Origin of the sequence: Nonomuraea sp. LPB2021202275-12-8 (assembly GCF_037044575.1) — a bacterium.
Taxonomy (GTDB): Bacteria; Actinomycetota; Actinomycetes; order Streptosporangiales; family Streptosporangiaceae; genus Nonomuraea.
In genome coordinates, this window is sequence record NZ_JBAHWD010000005.1 from 71,595 (window position 1) to 90,459 (window position 18,865).

20 protein-coding genes are annotated in these 18,865 nt (G+C 72.1%); 12 read left to right on the forward strand and 8 right to left on the reverse strand.

The window, feature by feature from the left end; translation table 11 throughout:
* Nucleotides 1-68 precede the first annotated feature (68 nt).
* Nucleotides 69-962: an o-succinylbenzoate synthase gene (locus V5E28_RS11235; RefSeq protein ID WP_442945806.1), complete on the forward strand. Its 894-nt coding sequence runs from the start codon at nucleotides 69-71 to the stop codon at nucleotides 960-962.
* On the forward strand, nucleotides 959-2,629 hold the full coding sequence (gene menD / locus V5E28_RS11240; RefSeq protein WP_336206551.1) for a 2-succinyl-5-enolpyruvyl-6-hydroxy-3-cyclohexene-1-carboxylic-acid synthase: 1,671 nt from the start codon (nucleotides 959-961) through the stop codon (nucleotides 2,627-2,629). The genes V5E28_RS11235 and menD overlap by 4 nt, the downstream gene beginning before the upstream one ends.
* A gap of 3 nt (nucleotides 2,630-2,632) precedes the next feature.
* Here the strand turns inward: menD and V5E28_RS11245 are convergent, their stop codons facing one another.
* Together V5E28_RS11245 and V5E28_RS11250 are read right to left on the reverse strand one after the other, a co-directional pair.
* Nucleotides 2,633-2,947 (reverse strand): STAS domain-containing protein, encoded by a 315-nt coding sequence (locus V5E28_RS11245; RefSeq protein WP_336206553.1) that lies wholly within the window; start codon nucleotides 2,945-2,947, stop codon nucleotides 2,633-2,635.
* 275 nt (nucleotides 2,948-3,222) lie between these two features.
* Complete coding sequence (locus tag V5E28_RS11250; RefSeq protein ID WP_336206555.1) at nucleotides 3,223-3,963, reverse strand: GntR family transcriptional regulator; 741 nt, start codon at nucleotides 3,961-3,963, stop codon at nucleotides 3,223-3,225.
* A gap of 141 nt (nucleotides 3,964-4,104) precedes the next feature.
* On the opposite strand from V5E28_RS11250, the gene V5E28_RS11255 reads away from it, so the two are divergent.
* Nucleotides 4,105-4,884 carry an inositol monophosphatase family protein gene (locus V5E28_RS11255; protein WP_336206557.1) on the forward strand — a complete coding sequence of 260 codons (780 nt, stop codon included), beginning with the start codon at nucleotides 4,105-4,107 and terminating at the stop codon, nucleotides 4,882-4,884.
* A 10-nt stretch (nucleotides 4,885-4,894) separates the two neighbouring features.
* Here the strand turns inward: V5E28_RS11255 and V5E28_RS11260 are convergent, their stop codons facing one another.
* Both V5E28_RS11260 and V5E28_RS11265 read right to left on the reverse strand, forming a co-directional pair.
* Complete coding sequence (locus tag V5E28_RS11260) at nucleotides 4,895-5,584, reverse strand: HAD family hydrolase (protein ID WP_336206559.1); 690 nt, start codon at nucleotides 5,582-5,584, stop codon at nucleotides 4,895-4,897.
* Nucleotides 5,585-5,696: 112 nt separating this feature from the next.
* Nucleotides 5,697-6,347: a GntR family transcriptional regulator gene (locus V5E28_RS11265; protein ID WP_336206561.1), complete on the reverse strand. Its 651-nt coding sequence runs from the start codon at nucleotides 6,345-6,347 to the stop codon at nucleotides 5,697-5,699.
* Nucleotides 6,348-6,405: 58 nt separating this feature from the next.
* On the opposite strand from V5E28_RS11265, the gene V5E28_RS11270 reads away from it, so the two are divergent.
* Together V5E28_RS11270 and V5E28_RS11275 are read left to right on the forward strand one after the other, a co-directional pair.
* Nucleotides 6,406-7,593, forward strand: a complete 1,188-nt coding sequence (locus tag V5E28_RS11270) for a CaiB/BaiF CoA transferase family protein (protein ID WP_336206563.1) — start codon at nucleotides 6,406-6,408, stop codon at nucleotides 7,591-7,593.
* A complete protein-coding gene (locus V5E28_RS11275; protein ID WP_336206565.1) occupies nucleotides 7,590-8,414 on the forward strand; it encodes an HpcH/HpaI aldolase/citrate lyase family protein in 825 nt (274 codons plus the stop codon). The genes V5E28_RS11270 and V5E28_RS11275 overlap by 4 nt, the downstream gene beginning before the upstream one ends.
* Here the strand turns inward: V5E28_RS11275 and V5E28_RS11280 are convergent.
* Nucleotides 8,411-9,052 (reverse strand): TetR/AcrR family transcriptional regulator, encoded by a 642-nt coding sequence (locus V5E28_RS11280; RefSeq protein WP_336206567.1) that lies wholly within the window; start codon nucleotides 9,050-9,052, stop codon nucleotides 8,411-8,413. The two genes, V5E28_RS11275 and V5E28_RS11280, sit on opposite strands and share 4 nt — an antisense overlap.
* A gap of 128 nt (nucleotides 9,053-9,180) precedes the next feature.
* On the opposite strand from V5E28_RS11280, the gene V5E28_RS11285 reads away from it, so the two are divergent.
* The 5 genes from V5E28_RS11285 (at nucleotide 9,181) to V5E28_RS11305 (ending at nucleotide 13,910) form a co-directional block, all read left to right on the forward strand.
* Nucleotides 9,181-10,161, forward strand: a complete 981-nt coding sequence (locus V5E28_RS11285) for a sugar ABC transporter substrate-binding protein (protein ID WP_336206568.1) — start codon at nucleotides 9,181-9,183, stop codon at nucleotides 10,159-10,161.
* A gap of 13 nt (nucleotides 10,162-10,174) precedes the next feature.
* Nucleotides 10,175-11,215, forward strand: coding sequence for an ABC transporter permease (locus V5E28_RS11290; protein WP_336206571.1), 1,041 nt, complete (start codon nucleotides 10,175-10,177; stop codon nucleotides 11,213-11,215).
* A complete protein-coding gene (locus tag V5E28_RS11295; RefSeq protein WP_336206573.1) occupies nucleotides 11,212-11,967 on the forward strand; it encodes an ATP-binding cassette domain-containing protein in 756 nt (251 codons plus the stop codon). Before V5E28_RS11290 ends, V5E28_RS11295 begins: the two co-directional genes overlap by 4 nt.
* 63 nt (nucleotides 11,968-12,030) lie before the next feature.
* Nucleotides 12,031-12,621 carry an ArsR/SmtB family transcription factor gene (locus V5E28_RS11300; RefSeq protein ID WP_336206576.1) on the forward strand — a complete coding sequence of 197 codons (591 nt, stop codon included), beginning with the start codon at nucleotides 12,031-12,033 and terminating at the stop codon, nucleotides 12,619-12,621.
* A complete protein-coding gene (locus V5E28_RS11305; RefSeq protein ID WP_336206578.1) occupies nucleotides 12,618-13,910 on the forward strand; it encodes an MFS transporter in 1,293 nt (430 codons plus the stop codon). Before V5E28_RS11300 ends, V5E28_RS11305 begins: the two co-directional genes overlap by 4 nt.
* 31 nt (nucleotides 13,911-13,941) lie before the next feature.
* Here V5E28_RS11305 and V5E28_RS11310 read toward each other — a convergent pair whose 3' ends face one another.
* Nucleotides 13,942-15,054 (reverse strand): epoxide hydrolase family protein, encoded by a 1,113-nt coding sequence (locus V5E28_RS11310; RefSeq protein WP_336206580.1) that lies wholly within the window; start codon nucleotides 15,052-15,054, stop codon nucleotides 13,942-13,944.
* Between the two features lie 116 nt (nucleotides 15,055-15,170).
* Here V5E28_RS11310 and V5E28_RS11315 point away from each other — a divergent pair, with 116 nt between their 5' ends.
* Nucleotides 15,171-15,788 carry an IMPACT family protein gene (locus tag V5E28_RS11315; RefSeq protein ID WP_336206582.1) on the forward strand — a complete coding sequence of 206 codons (618 nt, stop codon included), beginning with the start codon at nucleotides 15,171-15,173 and terminating at the stop codon, nucleotides 15,786-15,788.
* Nucleotides 15,789-15,792: 4 nt separating this feature from the next.
* Here the strand turns inward: V5E28_RS11315 and V5E28_RS11320 are convergent, their stop codons facing one another.
* Nucleotides 15,793-17,022, reverse strand: coding sequence for an isochorismate synthase (locus V5E28_RS11320; RefSeq protein WP_336206585.1), 1,230 nt, complete (start codon nucleotides 17,020-17,022; stop codon nucleotides 15,793-15,795).
* 217 nt (nucleotides 17,023-17,239) lie between these two features.
* Here V5E28_RS11320 and V5E28_RS11325 point away from each other — a divergent pair, with 217 nt between their 5' ends.
* Complete coding sequence (locus V5E28_RS11325; protein WP_336206587.1) at nucleotides 17,240-18,076, forward strand: SGNH/GDSL hydrolase family protein; 837 nt, start codon at nucleotides 17,240-17,242, stop codon at nucleotides 18,074-18,076.
* Here the strand turns inward: V5E28_RS11325 and V5E28_RS11330 are convergent.
* Nucleotides 18,073-18,792, reverse strand: coding sequence for an HNH endonuclease family protein (locus tag V5E28_RS11330; RefSeq protein WP_336206589.1), 720 nt, complete (start codon nucleotides 18,790-18,792; stop codon nucleotides 18,073-18,075). The two genes, V5E28_RS11325 and V5E28_RS11330, sit on opposite strands and share 4 nt — an antisense overlap.
* Between the last annotated feature and the right edge of the window lie 73 nt (nucleotides 18,793-18,865).

Here is an 18,865-nt window from a genome sequence, read left to right on the forward strand (position 1 = left end):
ATGGCGTCAGTTCGGGCAGCGGCGCAGGGAGGGTCGTGACGCGTTCTCCCGTGGTCTTCCGGATTCCGATGCGTACCAGGTTCCGGGGTCAGACGGTCAGAGAAGGGGTGCTGCTGCACGGGCCGGCGGGGTGGGGCGAGTTCTCGCCGTTCCCCGAATACGGGCCGCGCGAATGCGCCCGGTGGCTCGCGTGCGCGCGCGAGGCCGCCTTCGAGGGATGGCCCGAGCCGCTCCGCGAGTCGGTGCCGGTGAACGCCACCGTGCCGGCCGTGGGGCCCGAGCAGGCGCACGAGATGGTGCGGCGTTCGGGCTGCGGCACGGCCAAGGTCAAGGTGGCCGAGCGGGGCCAGAGCTTCGCCGAGGACGTGGCCAGGGTGGAGGCCGTGCGTGACGCGCTCGGCCCGTCGGGCAGGCTGCGCGTCGACGTCAACGGCGCCTGGGAGGTGGACGAGGCGGTGCGGCGGCTCAAGGAGCTCGACCGGTTCGGCCTCGAATACGTCGAGCAGCCGTGCGCCACGCTGGAGGAGCTGGCGGCCGTGCGGCGGGCCTGCGAGGTGCCCGTGGCTGCCGACGAGTCCATCCGCCGGGCCGAGGATCCGCTGCGGGTCAGGGCCGCCGAGGCCGCCGACATCGCGGTGGTCAAGGTGCAGCCGCTGGGCGGGGTGCGCGCGGCGTTGCGGGTGGTGGAGGCGTGCGGGTTGCCGGCGGTGGTGTCGAGCGCCGTGGAGACCTCGGTGGGGCTGGCGGCGGGGGTGGCGCTGGCGGCCGCGCTGCCGGAGCTGCCGTACGCGTGCGGGCTCGGGACGATGTCGCTGCTGTCGGGCGATGTGGTGGAGGATTCGCTGGTGCCTGTGGACGGGATGCTCGCCGTACGACGTCCTAGCGTGAATTTTCAGTATTTGTCGGAATTTGAGATTGATTCTCCGTCGTGGCTACGCCGGATGCAGGAGGCGTCACTGTGAATCCCGCTACCGCGCTGGCCACGGTCCTGGTCGACGAGCTGGTGCGCTGCGGCCTCACCGACGTCGTGGTGGCGCCCGGCTCCCGCTCCGCGCCGCTGGCGCTGGCCCTGCACGCCGAGTCGCGGGTGCGGCTGCACGTGCGGATCGACGAGCGGTCGGCGTCGTTCCTGGCGCTCGGGCTGGCCAAGCGGTCGGAGCGGCCCGTCGCGCTGATCTGCTCCTCCGGCACGGCCACCGCCAACCTCCACCCGGCCGTCATCGAGGCGAGCGAGTCCGGCGTGCCGCTGCTCGTGCTCACCGCCGACCGCCCGCCCGAGCTGCGCGGCACCGGCGCCAACCAGACGATCGACCAGCTCAAGATGTACGGCTCGGCCACACGCTGGTTCGCCGAGGTCGGGGTGCCCGACGACCGGCCGGGACAGGTGGCCTACTGGCGATCGCTGGCCTGCCGCGCCTACCAGCGCGCGGCCGGTCCCGACGATCCCGGCCCGGTGCACCTGAACCTGGCGTTCAGGGAGCCGCTGATCCCCGACGGCGACGCCTCGTGGTGCGAGCCGCTCGACGGCCGCGCCGGCGGGCCGTGGGTGCGGGCCAGGGTCGCGCCGCCGCCCGTCGCCCTGCACATCCCGCCCACCAGGCGCGGGGTGCTCGTGGTCGGCGACGGCGCCGCGAACGTGCGCCGCTACGTCGCCGCGGCCGGGATGGCGGGCTGGCCGGTGCTGTCGGAGCCGAACGGCGGCGCCCGCTACGGCGACCACGCCGTCTCCACCTACCATCACCTGCTCGGCGTCCCCGAGTTCGCCGACGCCTACCGCCCGGACGTGGTGGTCACGCTGGGCAGGCCGGGGTTGTCGAAGCCGCTGCTGTCGTGGCTGAAGCGGGCCGACGAGCACATCGTGGTGGCCCCCGGCCTGGACCGCTGGCCCGACCCGACCCGGTCCGCCAGCCAGGTGGCGCAGGCGGTGGAGATCCCGGTGGCCTCGGGCGACGACAGCTGGCTGCACTCCTGGCGGCAGGCCGACCTGGCCGCCAGGACGGCGGTGGACGAGGTGCTGGACGCCTCGGGGCTGAGCGAGCCCCGGCTGGCCCGCGATCTGGTCGACATGCTGCCCAACGGGGCCCTGCTCTTCTGCGGATCCTCGATGCCGATCCGGGACCTGGACCAGGCGATGCGGGCGCGGCGCGGGATCAGGCTGCTGGCGAACCGGGGCGCCTCGGGGATCGACGGGCTGGTGTCCACGGCGATGGGGGCGGCGCTGGCGCACAACGGCCCCTCCTTCGCCCTCATCGGCGACCTGTCGTTCCTGCACGACCAGAACGGCCTGATCCTCGGCCCGCGGGAGCCCAGGCCGGACCTGTGCCTGGTGGTGGTGAACAACGACGGGGGCGGCATCTTCTCGCTGCTGCCCCAGGCGGCGCTGCGCGACCCGTTCGAGCGGGTCTTCGGCACGCCGCACGGGGTGGACCTGGGCTACGTCACCGCCGCCACCGGCACCCCCTACGCGCAGGTGCAGGACGCCTCCGAGCTGCCGAAGGCGCTGCGCGGGGAGGGGCCGAGAGTGGTGGAGGTGCGCACGGACCGCGAGGCTAACGCCCTCGTGCACGCCCGCCTGCGCGACGCCGCCGAGGCGGCGGTCATGGCCTTCCTGGAGGGCGCGCCCGCGTGAGCTTCAGCGCGTCATGGTGGGGAAGTGCACGTCGAGGCCGGTGATCCGCAGCAGCCTGGCCATGGGCGGGGGTGTGCCGGCCAGCAGCAGCCTGGTGCGGAGGAGCCGGGCGCGGCTGCGGATGGCGACGAGCGTGCCGAGCCCGGCCGCGTCGATGAACGACAGCCCGCTCACCTCGAGCACCACCTCGCCGGCCCGCTCGAGCGCGTCGAACAGGTGGGCGCGCAGCAACTCGGTCGTGGCGATGTCGAGCTCGCCGGAGACCGAGACGGTTACGGTGTCCTCATGGCTGCTCGTCGTCAGGTGGAGTGGATCCATGTGCTCGCTTGCCCGCCGTTCCCAAAGCGTTCGGACGCTCCGGGACGCCATCGCCCGCCCCGCGGACGTGGTGGACCCGGAGTGGCCGGCGCGAAGCTTGCGTGACGCGGGGTTCGGGCGGCACGTGAGTCATCACGATCTGCGACTGGTCGTTTCCACGGTGCAGTGTAGCGGGGGGACTGCCAGTTTCGCCGGGATAGAACTGATACAGGTAGGAAGAGGGTTCCAGCCAGAAGGATAGGAGAAGTTGCCCGAGGGCGATGGGACGACGTTTTTCACCGCTCGATGAGGGTGACCTCGAGGGAGTAGTGCGAAGCCCGGTAGACGTGCGAGCCGTGCTCGACCGCCCTGCCCTGGTCGTCGTAGGTGGTGCGGATCATGGTAAGCAGAGGGGCTCCGCGCCGCTCGTCCAGCAGTTTGGCCTCCGTCTGGTTGGCGGCGCGGGCGCCGATGCGCTGGTTGGCGACGCGCATCCGGACCCCGGAGCCGCGCAGCAGCTCGTACAGGCCGCGCCCTTCGAGGTCGGCGGCGGTGAGCTGGGACAGGCCGAGCGGCAGCCAGTTGTGCAGCAGGGCCAGCGGCTCGCCCGCGGCGAAGCGCAGGCGCTCCAGGTAGAGGACGTCGCTGCCCGGCTCGACGCCGAGGATCGCGGCGATCTCGTCCTCGACCTGGCGTGGCTCCAGGACGAGCACCTGGGTGGCCGGCTCCTGGCCGGAGCGGCGCAGGTCGTCGTAGAGGCTCGTCAGCTCGACCGAGCGTTTCACCTGGCCGTGCACCACCTGGGTGCCGACGCCGCGCTTGCGCACCAGCAAGCCCTTGTCCACGAGGTATTGGATCGCCTGGCGGATCGTGGGCCTGGACAGGCCCAGCTTGTCGGCGAGCAGGATCTCGTTGTCCAGCCGGGAGCCGGGTGCCAGGTCGCCTCGCCTGATCGCCTCGGCGATCTGCTCGGCCACCTGGAAGTAGAGCGGCACAGGGCTGGATCGGTCCAGGTCGATCGCCAGGTTCGCGGTCATGCTGATCAGATTAACCGAGGTCAGAATGTCCTGACAAATATGGCTTGTTAGGCTGCAGGTCGTGACGCTCGTTCATCTGGAGGTAACTATGTCCTGTCATGGTCTCCTGTGAAGAGCGGCCTGCGATCCTCAGGGGGACAGATGGACGTGACCGGACTGCTGGACACCGCCGCCGAAGCGGCCAGGGCGGTGGGGCCCAGGCTGCGCAAGGCCTTCAGATCCCGGCCGCAGGTCACCACCAAGCGCGACTTCCACGACCCGGTGACCGAGCACGACAGGGCCGCGGAGGAGACCATCCGCGCGGTCATCACCGCGCGCTGGCCGGACAGCGCCATCGTGGGAGAGGAGGGCGGCGAGACCGGCTCGGGCGACCTGCGCTGGTACGTCGACCCGATCGACGGCACCGCGAACTTCGCCGCCGGGCTGCCGTTCTTCTGCGTCTCCATCGCCGCCGCCGTGCGCGGTGAGCTGGTCGCGGGCATCGTGTACGACCCCGTTCGCGAGGACGAGTTCACCGCCTCCAGCGACGGGGCCTGGTGCAACGGCACCCCGATCCGCAGCAGCGGAGCCGCCCGCGACCGCGAGGCGATGCTGCTGTCCAGCTACCCGACTCCGCTCGACCTGGAGGCCGAGGGCGAGGAGGCGCTGCGCCGCTACGGCCGCCTGGTCGGCTCCTTCGCCGCCGTGCGCCGGCCGGGCAGCGCCGCGCTCAAGCTCGCGCACGTGGCCGCGGGCTGGTCGGACGTCGCGTACGGCACCCGCGCCCATCCCTGGGACGTGGCCGCGGGTGCCCTGCTGGTGCGGCAGGCGGGCGGCGTCTATCTGGGCGACCCGCTGGCCCGAGGTGCCTATCTCGCCCACGTCGGCGGCTTCGACCTGGAGGGCTCCGCGCTGGCCGAGGTGCGGCCAGGGCGAGGTTGAGGGCGGGCGCTCAGGCGCGGGCGACCAGCGGCGGCAGCTCGGCGAGCGAGGTGATCCTCGGGAAGCCGGCGGGAGCCGTCTCGACGCCGAGCCGGTCCAGCCAGGCCGAGCGCATCCCGGCCGCCGCCGGTCCCGTGACGTCCTTGGCCACGTCGTCGCCCACCAGCAGCACTTCCTCGGGCGCCAGCCCGAGCGCGGCCGCGGCACCGGTGTAGCAGGCGAGGACGGGCTTGTAGCAGCCGTCCAGCACTTCGCCGGTCAGCACGGGCCCGACCAGCCCGTCCAGCCCGATCGCGCGTACCTTCGCCTCCTGCATGTCCTGGGCCCCGTTGGTGAGCACGCCCAGCCGGAAGCCGCCGAGCGCGGCCACGGCGTCCGCCGCGTCCGGGTAGGCGGTCCACCCCGCGCGGTAGCTCTCGGCGAACGCAGCGAACGCGGCGTCCAGGTCGCCGGGCGCCTCCAGCGCCAGCTCCCGGCAGAGGGCGCGCAGGCGGCGGCGCCGCTGCTCCTGCCAGGTGCACTCGCCCGCGTGCCAGGCGGCCAGGTGCGGCTCCTCCAGGGCGGCCCAGAGCGCGGCCGCCTCGGCGAGCCGGGGATGGCCGGGCGCGTGGCCGGACACCCAGTCGGTGATCCCGGCGTCGGCGGCGGCGCGGTGGTCGAGCAGGGTGCCGTCAAGGTCGAACAGGATGCCTCTGATCACGAGCTCATCCTGCCAGCCGGCTCAGCGGAGCGAGCCGCGCGGGTCCGCAGCGAGGCGAAGCCGCGCGGGCCGGCCGAGTGCGCGTAGATGGCGCGGGGGTCATCATGAGCGATCAGCGCTTCCTGCGATAGTCCCCGGCCTGCCGCACGTGCTCGATCATGAGGCGTTCGGCCTGCGCGCCGTCGGCCACGGCCAGGGCCGACAGGATCGCCTCGTGGGCGTCGAGCTGCTGCCGCACCTGGCCTGGGTCCAGCCACAGCGACGCCGAGGCGGGCACCGGGAAGCTGTCGCGCACCGCCCTGGCGTGCTGGCCGAGGAAGGCGGGGCCGCCGATGTCGGCGATGCGCAGGTGGAACTGCCCGCTCTGCTCGCCGAGGTGGTCGTTGCGGCCCTCGGCGGCGTCGCGCACCATCGCGGCGTGCAGCTCGCGGAGCCAGGCCAGCTCCTCGCCGGTGACGCGGGCCGCCGCCAGCCTCGCGGCGAGGCCCTCGACGACCGCGCGCAGGCCGTAGAACTCCTCGAGCGCGTCGGCGCCGAGGTCGATCACGGTGGCGCCGTGGTGGGCCTCGTAGCTGATCAGCCGGTCCTTCTCCAGCCTGCGCAGCGCCTCGCGCACCGGGGTGACCGAGACGCCGAGGCGCTGGGCCACGGCCCCGGCGCGCAGCGCGGTGCCGCCGGGGATCTGGGCCGTGCGGATCTCGTCCAGCAGGACGCTGTAGACGTACTCGGCCTTGCTCATCGGCGGCCGGGGCTGACTGGTCATGGTTCCCAGTGTCTCCTGAAAGTTGACCTATGACATATTTCTTATAAGTTGCCTAACTATGACAAGCCTCGCCAACCTGCGGGTCATCGACGCCGCGACGCTGTTCGCCGGGCCCTCCGCCGCGATGATGCTCGGCGACTTCGGCGCCGACGTGATCAAGATCGAGCACCCCAGGCGCGGCGACCCGTCGCGCGGGCACGGCGCCTCGCTCGACGGCGTGGGACTGTGGTGGAAGTCGCTGTCGCGCAACAAGCGCGCGGCGGCGGTCGACCTGTCGCAGGCCGGAGGACAGGAGATCCTGCGCAGGCTGGCCGCGAACTCCGACGTGCTCGTGGAGAACTTCCGCCCGGGGACTCTGGAGCGCTGGGGGCTGGCGCCCGCCGACCTGCTGGAGCTCAACCCGCGGCTGATCGTGGCGCGGATGACCGGCTTCGGCCAGCACGGCCCGATGGCGCGGCAGCCCGGGTTCGGCACCCTGGCGGAGGCGATGAGCGGGTTCGCCGCGATGACCGGCCAGCCGGACGGGCCGCCGACGCTGCCGCCGCTCGCCCTGGCCGACGGCATCGCCGGCCTGGCCATGTCCTACGCCATCATGGTCGCGCTGCACGCCCGCGAGCAGACCGGCCGCGGCCAGGTCATCGACATGGCCATCATCGAGCCCATCCTCGGCCTGCTCGGCCCCCAGATGACCGCGTACAAGGCGCTCGGCGTCGTGCCGCGGCGCACGGGCAACCGCTCCAGCAGCAACGCGCCGCGCAACACCTACCGCACCCGCGACGGCCGCTGGCTGGCCGTGTCCACCAGCGCCCAGCCCATCGCCGAGCGCGTCGTCACCCTGGTCGGCCGCGCCGACCTGGTCGAGCAGCCCTGGTTCGGCAGCGGCAGCGGCCGGGTCGAGCACGTCGACGAGCTGGACGAGGCCGTCGCCGGCTGGATCGCCGAGCGGGACGCCGAGGAGGTCATCGCCCGCTTCGAGGAGGTCCAGGCCGCCGTCGCGCCCATCTACGACGTGACCGACATCGCCAAGGACCCGCAGTACGAGGCCCTCGGCACCTTCGTCGAGCTGCCCGACGAGGAGCTCGGCACGGTCACCATGCAGAACGTGCTGTTCCGGCTGTCGGACACGCCCGGCGAGGTGCGATGGCCGGGGCGCGGCCTCGGCCACGACACCGACGAGGTGCTCGGCGAGCTCGCGTACACCCCGGAGGAGATCGCGGACCTGCGCGGGAACGGGGTGATCGCGTGAAGGTCTCCTGGCTGTACGTTCCCGGTGACCGGCCCGAGCGCTTCGACAAGGCGGCCGGCTCCGGCGCCGACGTGGTCATCATCGACCTGGAGGACGCGGTCGCGCCCGGCCGCAAGGACGAGGCCCGCGCCAACGCCGCCGCCTACCTGCGCGAGCGGCCCCCGTCGGGGACACCCGTGCACGTGCGGATCAACGATCTGGCCACCCAGCGCGGGCTGGACGACCTGGAGGCGCTCGGCGCGCTGGCCGACGCCGTCCGGGTGCCCAAGGTCGAGTCGGCCACCGGGCTGGACCTGCTGGAGAGGTTCGGCGTGCGGGTGTATCCGCTGCTGGAGTCGGCGGCCGGGATCTTGGAGGCGCGGGCCATCGCCGCCCACCCGTGCGTCGACGGCATCGCGCTGGGGGAGCAGGACCTGGCGGCCGAGCTGTCCATCACCGACCAGGGCGCCATGAACCACCTCAGGTTGCAGGCCGTGCTGGCGGCCGCGGCGGCGGGCCTGCCGCCGGTGCCGATGTCGGTCTATCCGGATGTACGGGACGAGGCCGGGCTGGTGGCCTCGTGCGCGGCGGGGCGGGGCCTGGGCATGTTCGGCGGGACCGCGATCCATCCGCGGCAGATCCCGCTGATCAGAGCGGCCTTCCGGCCGACGGAGGAGGAGGCGGCCAGGGCCGGGGAGATCGTCCAGGCCGCCGAGGCCGCCGGGGCGGGCGCCCTGGCCCTGCCGGACGGCACCTTCGTGGACGCCCCGATCGTGGCCAGGGCCCGCCGGACCCTGGCCCTGTCGGAGCGACTGGCCGACCGGCTCGTCGACGACGTCTAGGACCCGGCGGGGATCCAGCGGACCGACAGTTCCTCGTCCTCTGGAGCGGGACCCGGCAGGGGGCGGTGGGCGGGCGGCTGCCGCAGGGAGTCGAGCATCATGGCCAGGAAGCGATGGCGGAGCTGGCGCGTCCGCTCCGCGTCGCCGAGCTTGATCGAGGCGAGTTGCTCGAAAAGCAGCGCGATGTCGGCGGGGGTGACGTCCGGCCGGAGCACGCCCGCCTCGACCGCCCGGTGATGCAACTCGATCGCCAGGTCGGAGGCCTTGGTGGCGTCGTGGTAGAGCTCCTCCGTGGGGTGGAAGGTGCCCGCCAGCTTGATCGTGAGCGAGTTGGTGTCGGCGTCGACGATGCCGCACATGTAACCGGCGAACTCCTCCCACGGGTCGTCGTGCTCGGCCATCGCCTGCTCGGAAACGGCGATGTAAAGCTTGAGCCCGTCGCCGCAGAGCTTCTGCAGCAGGGCCTCCTTGCTGGGGTAACGCCGATAGAGGGCACTGATGCCGACGCCTGCCCGCTCGGCCACGGCCGCGATGGGAGCGCCGGGGTCGGCGGTGAAGACGGCGCGCGCCGCGTCGAGGATCAACGCGTCGTTGCGAGCCGCCTGCGCCTTGCGGCCGCTCATGGGTGCACTGGTCATGACCACAGCATACGGGAACGAATGGTTCCGTTCTACCATCTCGGGTGCGCCATTAGTCCGCATGTCTATACAAAGAGTTGATATTGGGGTACAACCGGTGGCGAGCCCGTTGCTCTTGGAGGTGTCGGATGAGACGTATTCCGGTAATGCTGGCCCTGGTGAGCGCCCTGGCGTTGAGCGGCTGCTCATCGCCGGGCGAGCAGACCCCGCAGAGCGCGCCCGCCGAGGGGTCGGCGTCGGCCGCGGCTGGTGCCGGCACCTACGCCGTCATCACGCACGGCGCGCCAGGCGACTCCTTCTGGGACGTCGTCAAGAACGGCGCCGAGGCCGCGGGCAAGCAGTACGGCGCGCAGGTCACCTACCAGGGCGACGGCGACCCCGCCAAGCAGTCGCAGCTCATCGACCAGGCGGTCTCGGGCAAGGTCGACGGCATCGTGGTGTCCATGGCCAACCCCGACGCGCTGCGCGAGGCCATCGGCAAGGCCGTCGCCGCGAAGATCCCCGTGGTCACCATCAACTCCGGCGCGGACTCCTCCAAGGCGCTCGGCGCGATCACGCACGTCGGCCAGTCGGAGGACGTGGCCGGGCGCGGCGCGGGCGAGCAACTCAAGGCCGCCGGCGTCGGCAAGCTGCTGTGCGTGATCCACGAGGCCGGCAACGTCGGCCTCGACCAGCGCTGCAAGGGCGCCGAGGAGACGCTCGGCGGCACCGTCGAGCGGCTGCAGGTGGACGTGAGCAACCTGGCCGACGTGACCTCGAAGGTCACCGCCAAGCTCCAGTCCGACAAGCAGGTCAACGGCGTGCTCGCGCTCAACCCGGCCGTCGCGGTCGCCGCCAGGGACGCCATCGCCGACTCCGGGTCACAGGCCAAGCTGGCCACCTTCGACCTGTCGGCCGACGTGGTCTCCGCCATCCAGGGCGACGAGATCCTGTTCGCGGTGGACCAGCAGCAGTATCTGCAGGGCTACCTGCCGATCACGTTCCTCCACCTGTACAAGAACAACCTCAACACGGTCGGCGGCGGGCTGCCCGTCAACACCGGGCCCGGCTTCGTCACCAAGGACAACGCCGAGCAGGTGGCCAAGCTGGCAGAGGCGGGCACCCGATGAGCCGGAAGGCGCCGTGACCGCCGCCGCGGGCCGCGCCGACGAGCGGCTCGCGCAGGTGGGGCTGGTGCGCCGCCTGCTGATCCGCCCCGAGCTGGGCGCGGTCGTCGGGGCGGTGGTGGTCTTCGCCTTCTTCGCGAGCCAGTCGGCGGTCTTCAGATCCCCCGAGGGCATCGCGAACTGGCTCGACCCTGCCGCCACGCTCGGCATCATGGCGGTGGCGATCGCCCTGCTGATGATCGGCGGCGAGTTCGACCTGTCGGCGGGCGTGCTGACCGGCACGACCGGGCTGATCCTGGTCACGCTCGCCACCCGCTACGGCCTGAACGTGTGGCTGGCCATGCTGGTGGGCCTGGTGGTGGCGCTCGGTGTCGGGCTGCTCAACGGGCTGATCGTGACCAGGACCAGGCTGCCCAGCTTCATCGTGACGCTCGGCACCTTCCTCATGCTCCAGGGCGTCAACCTCGGAGTCACCAAGGCGCTGACCGGCACCGTGCAGGTCAGCGGCCTGCGCAGGGCGGAGGGCTACGAGGGGGCGCGGGCGATCTTCGCGGGCACCGTCCAGATCGGCGGCACCCCCTTCCGGGTGGCGATCCTGTGGTGGCTGCTGGTCACCGCCGTGGCCACCTGGGTGCTGATGCGCTCCAGGGCGGGCAACTGGATCTTCGCGGTCGGCGGCAACGAGCAGGCGGCGCGGGCGGTCGGGGTGCCCGCCGCCCGGACGAAGATCGCGCTGTTCATGACGACGGCGTTCGCCGCCTGGTTCGTGGGCTCGATCCTGGCGCTGCGTTACACGTCCGTGCAGGCCAACATCGGCATCGGGCAGGAGTTCATCTACATCATCGCCGCCGTGATCGGCGGTTGCCTGCTCACGGGCGGGTACGGCTCGGCGATCGGCGCCGCCATCGGCGCGGTGATCTTCGGCATGGCGGACAAGGGCATCGTCTTCCTGGGCTGGGACGCCGACTGGTTCAAGTTCTTCCTGGGCGCCATGCTGCTGCTGGCCACGCTGGCCAACCGCCTGGTCAGGCGCTATGCCGAGGAGGTGAAGCATTGATCCTCGAGACCCGGGGCATCGGCAAGTCGTTCGGCTCGGTGCTGGCCCTGCGCGAGGTGTCGATGGGGGTCGAGCCCGGCCGGGTCACCTGCGTCCTGGGTGACAACGGCGCCGGCAAGTCGACGCTCATCAAGATCCTGTCCGGGGTGCACCAGCACGACGCCGGGACCCTGCTGGTCGACGGCGCCGAAGTCCGGCTGGCCAGTCCCAGGGACGCGCTCGAACGCGGCATCGCCACCGTCTACCAGGACCTGGCGATGATCCCGCTGATGTCGGTCTGGCGGAACTTCTTCCTCGGCTCCGAGCCGCGCAAGGGCCTGGCCTTCGACGTGCGCAAGGCCAGGCGGGTGGCCGGCGAGGAACTGCGGGCGATGGGCATCGACATCCGCGACGTGGACCAGCCGGTCGGCACCCTTTCGGGCGGCGAGCGGCAGTCGGTGGCGATCGCCAGGGCGGTCTACTTCGGCGCCCGCGTGCTGATCCTGGACGAGCCCACCTCGGCGCTCGGCGTCAAGCAGGCCGGGGTGGTGCTGCGCTACATCGCCAGGGCCCGCGACCGAGGGCTGGGCGTGGTGTTCATCACGCACAACCCCCACCACGCCTATCCGGTGGGGGACCGGTTCCTGCTGCTGAACCGGGGGACGAGCCTGGGCGAATACGCCAAGGCCGACATCAGCCGGGAGAAGCTCACCTCGCTCATGGCGGGGGACGCCGAGCTGGAGGAGCTGGCACACGAGCTGGAACGCGAATGATTGCAAACAGTTCTTCGCGAAGAACTGTTTGCGAAGAACTGTTTGCAGTTTAATCTGGGCGGCATGACCGAGCCTGGAAGACAGACCACCGAGGTCGTCCTCGACGCCAAGGGGCTGCGCGCCCTCGCGCACCCGCTCCGTGTGGAGCTTGTCAACCTGCTGCGCAGGCACGGCCCCTCCACCGCGACCCGCCTCGCCGACCTCCTGGGCGTCAACTCCGGTACGGCCAGCTACCACTTGCGCCGGCTGGCCGCGGCGGGATTCGTCGAGGAGGACACCGAGCGCGGCAATGCCCGGGACCGCTGGTGGCGACCGGTGCACCAGATCACCCGGCTGACCGACCCGGATCTGTCCGAGCGGGAGCCGGAGGCCACCATGGCCTACCTCCAGTCGGTGGCCGCCAGCTACAACCTGCGCCTCCAGCAGGCGCTCAACGGGCTCGACACCATGCCCCGCGACTGGCGCCGCGTCTTCGACCTGAGCAGCCGGGCGCTGCGCCTCACCCAGGAGGAGGCCGAGACCCTGCACGGCGAGCTGATGGAGCTGCTCGACCGCTACCGTCGTGACACCCCCGAGCTGGCCGCCTCGGCGCCCGAGGGGGCCGAGCGGCTCTCGCTGATCACGCTCTTCCTGCCCGACCTGGAGGAGTCATGACGCACCGCTCGCTGCTGCCTTTAGGCGGCGTGCTGGCGGCGATGGCCATGTCGCTGACCGGCACCCGGGTGTCGGCGATCGCGCTGCCCTGGTTCGTGCTCGTCACCACCGGCAGCCCGGTCCAGACGGGGGTCGTGGCGTTCTTCGAGATGACCCCGTACGTGCTGGTCAAGGCGCTGACCGGGCCGCTGGTCGACCGGGTGGGGCCGCGGCGGATCTCGTGGATCGGCGACGTGGTGAGCGCGGCGGCGGCCGGGGTGGTGGTGGTGCTGCACGCCGTGGACTCGCTCGCGTTCGGGACGCTGCTGGTCCTGGTGGCGGTGATCGGCGCGGCTCGCGGGCCGGGCGACCTGGCCAAGGAGGTCATGGTCCCGGAGGCGGCGGAGCGAGGGCTGGTGCCGCTGGAGCGCGCGACCGGGCTCGCGGGCGTGACCGAGCGGCTGGCCGCGACGCTGGGCCCGGCGGCGGGGGGCGCCGTGGTGGCGCTGTCAGGGCCGCTGGTGGGCCTGGGGGTGAGCGCGGCCTGCTTCGCCCTGGGCTCGGTGGTGGTGGCGTGGGCGTTGCCGCGCGGTGTCGGAGGGCGGGCGCTGCCGCACGGCGAGGAGGAGCCGGTGGGCTACTGGCTGCGGTTCGGCCAGGGCTACCGGTTCCTGCGCGGGGAGCCGCTGCTGCTGGCGCTGATCGTGATGGTCGGCATCACCAACCTGCTCGACGCGGCGTTCTCCGCGGTGCTGGTGCCGGTGTGGGGCAGGGAGTCGGGACACGGCCCGGCCATGATCGGGGTGAACGCCGGCGTGATGGGGCTGGCGGCGGTCGGCGGGAGCCTGGTGGCGGCGGCGGTGGCGCACCGGATGCGGCGGCGGGTGGTGTTCTTCGTGGCGTTCCTGCTCGCGGGGGCGCCCAGGTTCCTGATCCTGGCGGTGGACGCACCGGTGTGGGCGATGGTCGCGGTGTTCGCGGTGAGCGGGTTCAGCGGGGGGTTCCTCAACCCGATCCTGGCGGCGGTCGCGTTCGAGCGGGTGCCGCGCCACCTGCTGGGGCGGGTGAACGCGCTGGGGGACTCGGTCGCGTTCGCGGGCATCCCGCTGGGCGGGCTGCTGGCGGGGGCGGCGGTCGCGTCGGCGGGCCTGGCGCCGGTGCTGGTGGCGTGCGGGGTGGCGTACTTCCTCACGACGAACCTGACGGGGCTGCGTCCGGAGTGGCGGGAGATGGACAGGCTGCGCGGTCACGGGCAGCCCGCCGCACCGGCGCGGGAAGCGGGCGCCGATACGGCGGGCAGGGGCGGGTGACGGCGGGGCCGTCACCCGCAGGGCTCCGGGCTCAGCCGAGGCTGGTGAAGAAGGCGCGCACGTCGGTGACGAACGCCTCCGGCTCCTCCAGCGCCGCGAACGTGCCGCCGCGGTCGTGCTCGACCCAGCCGACGATGTTGTTGTCGCGCTCGGCGAAGCGCCGGATCGGGCGCAGGATGTCCTTGGGGAAGACGGAGACCGAGGTCGGCACCGTGGCGGCCGTGAGTTCCCACTCGACGCTGGTGTCCTGGTCGGTGTCGGGCGTCTCGACGAAGGAACGGGCGGCCGAGCCTGCGGTGTTGGTCAGCCAGTAGATCATCGTGGTGGTGAGCAGGCGGTCGGTGTCGACGTCGCCGTCGCTCCATTCGTGATAGACGCTCGCGAACCAGGCCAGCAGAGCCACGGGGGAGTCGGCCATGCCGTAGGCGAAGGTCTGCGGCCGGGTCGACTGGATGAGCTTGTAGCCGTACTGCTCGGTCAGGTAGCGCTCGCGGAAGGCCATGCGCTCCTGCTCGACCTGCGTGAGGCCGTCGAGCTCGCCGGGCGCCCCGATGGGGAAGCAGATGATGCCGTTGCCGTGCATGCCGGCGACCCGCTCCGGGGCGAGGACGCCGACCTCGCGGGAGATCCAGGTGCCCCAGTCGCCGCCCTGCACGCCGAAGCGGTCGTAGCCGAGCCTGGTCATGAGCTCCAGCCAGGCGTGGGCGATGCGGGTGGAGCCCCAGCCCGTCTCCGTGGTCGGCCCGGACAGGCCGTAGCCGGGCAGTGACGGGATGACGAGGTGGAAGTCGCGGCTGAGCGGCTCGATGACGTCGAGGTACTCCACCGGGCTGCTGGGCCAGCCGTGTGTGATCAGCAGGGGGAGCGCGCCCGGGGCGGCGGAGCGCACGTGCAGGAAGTGGACTCGCTGGCCGTCGATCTCGGTGACGAACTGGTCGTGCTGGTTGAGCTCGTCCTGGGCGCGCTGCCAGTCGTAGCCGTCCCGCCAGTGGGCGACGAGCTCCTTCAGGTGGGGGAGCGGCACGCCGTGATCCCAGCCGAGGCCGGGGACCTCGTCGGGCCAGCGCACCCGGTCGAGCCGCGCGCGCAGGTCGTCGAGGTCGGCCTGGGCGGTTTCGAGGCGGAAGGGCCGGATGTCGTTCAAGCGTGATCCTCCATTATGTTCGGTACGCTGTACCGTACAGCATACGGTTCATGGAGCGCAACCCGGCGCGGAGCCCCAGTTCTTAATCTACAAAGTAAAGGCACTAGCCTGGTCGGGTGCCGTCGCCGTACCTCACCCTGAAGACCCCCGTCGAGCACGAGACCGAGGCCCGGCGCTCGCGCTTCGTCTGCGCGGTGGCACCCGTCGAGACGGCGGGGGAAGCGGCCGCCTTCATCGCCGATCGCCGCCGCCTGCACGCCTCGGCCACCCACAACTGCACCGCCTACCTCGTCGGCGGTCTGCGGAAGGGCGACGACGACGGGGAGCCGGGCGGCACCGCGGGCACTCCCATGGTGCAGGCGCTGGCCGGCCGGGGCTTCGACCACGTGGTCGCGGTGGTGACGCGCTATTTCGGCGGGATCCTGCTGGGCGCGGGCGGCCTGGTGCGGGCGTACGGGTCAGCGGTGACGGAGACGCTGGACCGGGTAGAGGCGGTGCGGATGGTGCCGGCCAGGCTGGTGCGGGTCTCGGTGGCCCACGATCAGGCGGGGCGCGTGGAGAACGACCTGAGGGCCTCCCGGTACGCGGTCCGGGAGGTCGCCTACGGCGCGGCGGTGGACTTCGTGGTGGCCGTGGGCGAGGACGAGGTGGCCGCGTTCGGGGAGTGGGCGGCGTCCCTGACGGCGGGGCGGGCCAGGGTGGACGTGGGCGGGGAGGTTCACGTACCGGGGTGAGCGCTCAGCCTTCCAGCGCGTACTGCATGACGCGGAACTTGGCCTGGGCCTCGGCGAGCTCGGAGGCGGGGTCGGAGTCGCCCATGATGCCGCCGCCGGCGAACAGGCGGGCGCGGCGGCCCTCGATGATGCCGGACCTGAGCGCGATGCCCCATTCGCCGTCGCCGTGGGCGTCGATCCAGCCGACGGGGCCGGCGTAGCCCGCGCGGTCCATTCCTTCGAGCTCGCGGATGACGTCGATGGCCTTGTGGGTCGGGGTGCCGCCGACGGCCGCGGTGGGGTGCATGGCGGCGACGACGTCGAGGACGGAGGCGCCGTCGGCGAGACGGCCGCTGACGTGGCTGGCGAGGTGCTGGACGTTGGGCAGGACGAGGAGCTCCGGCTCGTCGGGGGTGTGCAGCGAGGCGCAGAGAGGCGCGAGGGTGTGGCGGACCGAGTCGATCGCGCACTCGTGCTCGTGGCGGTCCTTGGCGGAGGCGAGCAGGGCGGCGCCGCGGGTGAGGTCGTCCGCGTCGCTGGTGCCACGCGGGGTGGTGCCGGCCAGGACGAGGGACTGGATCTCCTGTCCGGTGCGGCGGATGAGGAGCTCCGGGGTGGCTCCGACGAGGCCGGCGACGGAGAAGGTGTAGCACTCGGGGTAGCGGCGGGCCAGGCGCAGGAGCAGGAGACGGACGTCGATGGGGTGCTCGGCGGTGGCGAGGAGGTCGCGGGCGAGGACCACCTTCTCGAGCTCGCCGCTGCGGATGCGGCGCGCGGCGCGGGCGACGACGTGCTCCCAGGCGGGGGCGGTGAGGCTGCCGTCGCCGTAGCTGACGCGGCCGGGGTCGAGTATGGGGGTGAAGGTCTCGAGCGGGGTCTCGCCGATGGTGGTGAGCCAGGCGCGGCCGTTCTTGCGGGCCAGGATGGTCTGGGGGACGACGAGGGTGGAGCCGGTGGAGCGCTCGTCGAAGGTGAAGGTGCCGAAGGCGACGGGACCGCTGCCGGGGGTCTGGACCGTGTCGTTGATGTGGGCGTCGGCGAAGACGGTGGCGAGCCACTCGCGGGCCCAGGTGAAGCGGTCCCGGCCTGGGGGGATGTCGGTGCGGGCGGCCTGTCCCCAGCCGACGAGGCCTTCGCCGTGCCTGATCCAGGCGTAGGGCGCGGTCCTGGGGAGGGAGGCCAGCAGGTTACCGGGGTCGCGGATGGGGGTGGTGCGAACCGGTAGCGGGCGGGTTGTTCCGAGCGCGACACTCACCCGAGACACTCTATGCGGGAACTGAACACGTTCGACTGGGACCCCCGTGTATGGCCGGTTGCGGTTCATGCTCCTGGAAAAACGCTGACGTTAGGCCACTATCGGGGCAACCTGATCGGCTCGGGGGCGTCAAGCGGGGATATGAAGTCGGTCCTGAGATGGCAGGCGTCGCCCTGAGGTCATGGTGGGGTGGTGGCGCGCTGCCTACCTTGGGGCCATGATCGCTCGCCGTCTGGGGCCTGTCGTGGCCGCCGTCGTTGTCCTCGCCGGTTCCGGCAGTGCTCAGGCCGCCCCGGTGGAGCCGGTGCCGGAGGTGATGGCGGCGCTGGGGGACTCGATCTCGGCGGGGTTCAACAGCTGTGGCTGGTACGTGTCGTGCACGTCACGATCATGGTCCGCCGGCGACCACGCGGAGGTGGGCAGCCACTACGTGCGGCTGCTGCGGCTGGGGTCGTCGATCAAGGGGCACAACCGCAACTTCGCGGTGCCGGGGGCGACGAGCGCGAACCTGCTGGGGCAGGTGCGGCAGGCGGTCGAGGCGAAGGCCGGCTACGTGACGGTGCTCGTCGGGGCTCAGGACGCGTGCAAGCCCTCCGAGGGGGAGATGACGCCGGTGGCGGTCTACCGGCGTCGGCTGGACGAGGCGCTGTCGGCGCTGCGGGCGGGGTTGCCGCAGGTCCGGGTCTTCCTGTCGAGCGTTCCGGATCTGCGCAGGCTGTGGCAGGTGGGCAAGGGCAACGCGCTGGCGCGGACGTTCTGGACGGTGGGGCGGATCTGCCCGACGATGCTGGCCAGGCCGGCGTCGATGAAGCGGGCCGACATGGATCGGCGGGCGCGGGTGCGGGCGAGGGTGATGGCCTACAACCGGGAGGCGGCGGGGGCGTGCGCGTCGCTGGGGGCGTCGTGCCGCACTGACAGGGGCGCGGTGTTCGCGTTCCCGTTCACGCTGGATCATGTGAGCCGGTGGGACTACTTCCATCCGAACGCGGCGGGGCAGCGGGTGCTGGCGGAGCGGACGTTCGTCAACGGGTTCTCGTGGATGGATCCGCGCTAGCCGGCGCACTGGGTGAGCATGGCGTTCTTGTCGGCGCGGGTGACGGGCAGGTCGTACTTGGCGGCGACCTGGGCGAAGCGGGTGACGTAGGCGCAGCGGATGCGGCGTTGCGGGGGGAGCCAGCCGGCGGGTCCCGAGGCGTCCTTCTGCTCGTTGGCGCGGCCGTGGACCGGGAGCAGGTTGAGCGGGTCGTTGGCGAAGTCCAGGCGTTTGGTCCTGGTCCAGCGCGCGGCTCCCATGCGCCAGCTGTAGGCGAGGGGGACGACGTGGTCGACCTGGACCTCGTCGGCGTCGCTCTTGCGCCAGTCGATGATCTGGCCGGTGTAGGGGTCGTTGAGGTCCATGGCGATGACTTCGCAGGTCGAGCCTTTGCGGTAGCGGATGTTGTGTCCGTCGCGGGCGAGGAGGTCGTCACGGGTGCGGCAGCCGTTGCGGGCGTAGGGGACACCGGTGGCGTTGTCGGCCCAGTTGTCGCCGTAGCGGGTGCGTCTGTAGCCGGTGCTGGGGCCGCGTCCGGCGACGCGCAGGCGTTTGATGAGGCTGCGGGCGGCTGTCTTGTCGGGGTTCGTGGTGATAGGGGCGAGGCCGGGCAGGGTGCCGCTGGCGTTGCCGAGTGGGCTGGCCGCGGTGGCGGCCGGGGTGCTCTTGGCGGTGTTGAGTAGGCCGATGACGAGCGCGGCTCCGGCGAGGATGGCGACGGCGTCCTTCGTGCTCAAGCACGCCTCCGGGGGGTGTGTGGGGGTTCTCTAGAGAGGTTCCCTTGTGGGAGGTTGTCGACACGGTGAGGGT

Excerpts from the sequence above, each read along its gene's own strand:
- V5E28_RS11235 (WP_442945806.1), top strand. The coding sequence starts at position 69 with ATGCGTACCAGGTTCCGGGGTCAGACGGTCAGAGAAGGGGTGCTGCTG.
- V5E28_RS11245 (WP_336206553.1), bottom strand. The coding sequence starts at position 2,947 with ATGGATCCACTCCACCTGACGACGAGCAGCCATGAGGACACCGTAACC.
- V5E28_RS11250 (WP_336206555.1), bottom strand. The coding sequence starts at position 3,963 with ATGACCGCGAACCTGGCGATCGACCTGGACCGATCCAGCCCTGTGCCG.
- V5E28_RS11255 (WP_336206557.1), top strand. The coding sequence starts at position 4,105 with ATGGACGTGACCGGACTGCTGGACACCGCCGCCGAAGCGGCCAGGGCG.
- V5E28_RS11265 (WP_336206561.1), bottom strand. The coding sequence starts at position 6,347 with ATGACCAGTCAGCCCCGGCCGCCGATGAGCAAGGCCGAGTACGTCTAC.
- V5E28_RS11270 (WP_336206563.1), top strand. The coding sequence starts at position 6,406 with ATGACAAGCCTCGCCAACCTGCGGGTCATCGACGCCGCGACGCTGTTC.
- V5E28_RS11280 (WP_336206567.1), bottom strand. The coding sequence starts at position 9,052 with ATGACCAGTGCACCCATGAGCGGCCGCAAGGCGCAGGCGGCTCGCAAC.
- V5E28_RS11285 (WP_336206568.1), top strand. The coding sequence starts at position 9,181 with ATGAGACGTATTCCGGTAATGCTGGCCCTGGTGAGCGCCCTGGCGTTG.
- V5E28_RS11300 (WP_336206576.1), top strand. The coding sequence starts at position 12,031 with ATGACCGAGCCTGGAAGACAGACCACCGAGGTCGTCCTCGACGCCAAG.
- V5E28_RS11305 (WP_336206578.1), top strand. The coding sequence starts at position 12,618 with ATGACGCACCGCTCGCTGCTGCCTTTAGGCGGCGTGCTGGCGGCGATG.
- V5E28_RS11325 (WP_336206587.1), top strand. The coding sequence starts at position 17,240 with ATGATCGCTCGCCGTCTGGGGCCTGTCGTGGCCGCCGTCGTTGTCCTC.